At 40.5% G+C, this 3,732-nt stretch carries 1 protein-coding gene; it reads left to right on the forward strand.

All coding sequences use genetic code 11. The annotated features are described in order from the left end of the window. Positions 1–3,732: amino acid adenylation domain-containing protein (locus ACM0OP_RS23825; RefSeq protein ID WP_414530886.1), on the forward strand; the 3,732-nt coding region annotated here is incomplete at both ends.

Consider the following 3,732-nt stretch of genomic DNA (forward strand, 5'->3'; position numbering starts at 1 on the left):
ATCCAAGGATGGAGTGAAGTTCCTAAAGGTTTGGCTCTGTTCGATAATATATTAGCTTTTGAGAATTATCCTGTAGATCCTTCGGTGCAAGAGAGGGATATAAATTTTGAGATAGAGGACTTTCATGGCTTTGAAAGAACTAACTATCCTGTAACTCTAACTGTGATTCCAGGTAAGGAGTTATTACTCAAGATTAGTTACAGTTACGATGATCGCGATCGCTCCGATACCGTTACCCGAATGCTAGGACATTTGCAGACTTTGCTAGAGGGTATGGTTAATAATCCACAGCAGCGCCTTTGTCAATTGTCGCTCTTAACGGAAACTGAACGGCATCAGTTGCTTGTAGAGTGGAATAATACAGAAGTTGAATATCCTCAACAGCAATGTATTCATGAATTATTTGAAACGCAGGTAGAAAAAACACCTGATGCCGTTGCTGTAGTGTTTGAAAATGAACAGCTAACCTATAGGGAGCTAAATGCTAGAGCCAATCAATTGGCGCATTATTTACAAAAGCTAGGAGTCGAACCAGAGGTATTAGTCGGGATTTGTGTAGAGCGATCGCTTGAGATGGTGATTGGACTATTAGCCATTCTCAAAGCAGGTGGTGCTTATGTACCCTTAGACCCTAACTATCCCCAAGAACGCTTGGCGTATATGTTAGCAGATTCTCAACCAGTCTTATTGTTAACACAAAAGTATTTAGTAGAAAAAATATCAATTTACAAAACTAAAGTCATTTGCATCGATAGCGATTGGGGACTAATTGCCGATGAAAACACACAAAATATTGTGTGTAAATTTACTGTAGACAACCTTGCTTATGTCATTTATACCTCTGGTTCTACAGGCCAACCCAAGGGAGTCATGCTTCCGCATCGCGCAATTTGCAATCATATGTTGTGGATGCAATCAGAATTTCCCCTTACTAGAACAGATAAAGTCCTGCAAAAAACTCCCTTTAGCTTTGATGCTTCAGTTTGGGAGTTTTACGCACCTTTGTTGGTTGGAGCGCAATTGGTTATAGCTCGACCAGGGGGACATCAGGATAGTAATTATCTAATTCAGGTAATCATTGAGCAGCAAATTACTATTCTTCAGCTTGTCCCATCATTGCTGCAAATGCTCTTAGCTGTTGGCGGTATCGAGAATTGTCAATCTCTCAAACGAGTCTTTTGCGGGGGTCAAACTTTGCCTGTTGCCTTTCAAGAACGCTTCTTTGCTCATTTAGATGCAGAATTGCATAATCTTTATGGTCCAACTGAAACTTGTATCGATGTAACATCATGGATTTGTCAGCGCGGTATTAATCAACAAGTTGTTCCTATTGGTCGCCCAATTGCCAACATCCAGATTTATCTACTTGATCAATATCTAAATCCTGTTGCTGTAAGTATACCTGGTGAAATTTATATTGGTGGTGTGGGAGTAGGTAGGGGTTATTATTTACGCCCAGACTTGACTGCCGAAAAATTTATTCCAAATCCTTACACAAACATAGCAGGTGAACGATTGTACAAAACAGGAGATTTAGCCCGCTATCTGTCGAATGGAGAAATAGAATACATTGGTCGCATGGATGATCAAGTAAAAATTCGAGGTTTCCGGATTGAACTCAAAGAGATTGAGGCTATCATCATTCAACATCCAGAAGTCCGACAAGTTGTAGTTGTAGTACGCTCAGATTTAGGGGATTCTCAAAGGATAGTCGCCTATGTAGTTCCAGAACAAGAACAAACACTGATAATCCCTGAACTACGGAACTTCCTGGAGTCGAAATTACCAAACTACATGGTACCAGCAACTTTTGTGACATTAGAAACACTCCCGCTTACACCTAATGGCAAAGTTGACCGTAAGGCATTACCTGCACCTGATACAGTACGTCCAGAACTGGAAAAAGCTTTCATTGCACCTCAAACGATTGTTGAAAAACAATTGGCTATTATCTGGAGACAGGTACTAGGTTTAGCAGAAATAGGTATAAACGACAATTTTTTTGAGTTAGGTGGAGATTCTATCCTCAGTCTTCAAATAATATCCAAAGCTAACCAAGCAGGGCTACACCTAACTCCTAAGCAATTATTTCAATATCAAACTATAGCTCAACTGGCAAATGTAGCTGGCACAACTGAGAAAATTTCAGCAGAACAAAACCTAGTTACTGGTTCGCTAGAACTAACACCTATTCAGCACTGGTTTTTTGAACAAGAGCAACCAGAACCACACCACTGGAATCAGGCAGTAATGCTAGAAGTCAAACAGCACCTTAACCCTGTGGCTTTAGAAAAGATATTACAAACTTTACAAAAGCATCATGATGCGCTACGTTCACGATTTATCAAAGAGGAATTTGGCTTTCAGGCAGTGGTAACTGGTGATCATTCAGTGACATCAACCTATTTAGACTTGTCAGCATTACCGCCAGAAAAACAAGTGGCACAGATGGAAGCAATGTCGATTCAGCTACAAGCCAGCTTGAATTTGACAGAGGGTCCATTATTTCGAGTTGCTCTTTTTGATCTCGGTGCCAATCAATCGAGTCGCTTGCTTTGGGTGATACATCACTTAGTAGTTGATGGAGTTTCTTGGCGAATTTTAATTGAAGATTTTCAAACAGCTCACCAGCAAATTTGTCAAAACAAAGCAATACAGTTACCCCCGAAAACAACTTCTGTCAAACAGTGGTCTAATTATTTACAAAAATATGCCCAATTGCCTGCATTGGGTTTAGAGCTAGAATACTGGCTGACAATAGAGCAGCAACTTGTTAAGCCTATTCCTTTAGATTTTAGGTATGAGAACAATTTAGAAGCATCAGCTTGTACTTTGACTGTATCGTTGACTGAAGAAGAAACTCAAGTTTTATTGCAACAGGTGCCAGCAGTTTATCAGACGCAAATTAATGATGTGTTGTTAACTGCGCTTGTGCAAACATTTAGCCAATGGACAGGAGAAACTTCATTACTAATTGACTTAGAAGGGCATGGTCGAGAAGAACTGTTCGAGGATGTAGATTTATCAAGGACTGTGGGCTGGTTCACAACTATCTTCCCTGTACATCTGAGTTTGGAAAACACTTTCGACTCGCCAGGAAAAGTCCTCAAATCAATTAAAGAGCAGCTAAGAGCGATTCCAAATCGAGGTATTGGTTATGGAGTGTTGCGATATCTCAGTGGAGATCAGGAAATTAGGGAACGATTTAGTCGTTTGCCAAAAGCTGAAGTTGTGTTTAATTATCTAGGACAGTTTGACCAAGTTTTAGCACAATCGTCTTTATTGAGCTTTGCCCAGGAATCGAGTGGTCCTCACCATAGTTTACAAAGCAAACGAACTTACTTACTGGAAATTAACGGTGGGATTTCTCAAGGACACCTGCAAATGAACTGGAATTATAGCAATCAGTTACATCGGCAATCTACGGTTGAAACTCTGGCTCAAATATTTATCGAAGCATTGAGATCGCTGATTACTCATTGCCAATCTTCTGATGCAGGAGGTTTTACCCCCTCCGATTTTTCCGAATTTAACCAAAGCCAATGGGATCAAACCGATCTCGATGCCATTACGGCTGACATGGGCGTAAAAAACAAAAACATTGAAGATTTTTATCCCCTCTCGCCGATGCAGCAGGGCATTCTCTACCATAGTCTTGCAGCCCCCAAATCTGGCACTTACTTTGAACAATTTAGTTGGAATCTCCACGGATCTCTCAACATTAGAGCATTC

The organism is Nodularia chucula CCY0103 (assembly GCF_963923915.1).
Classification (GTDB): domain Bacteria; phylum Cyanobacteriota; class Cyanobacteriia; order Cyanobacteriales; family Nostocaceae; genus Nodularia; species Nodularia chucula.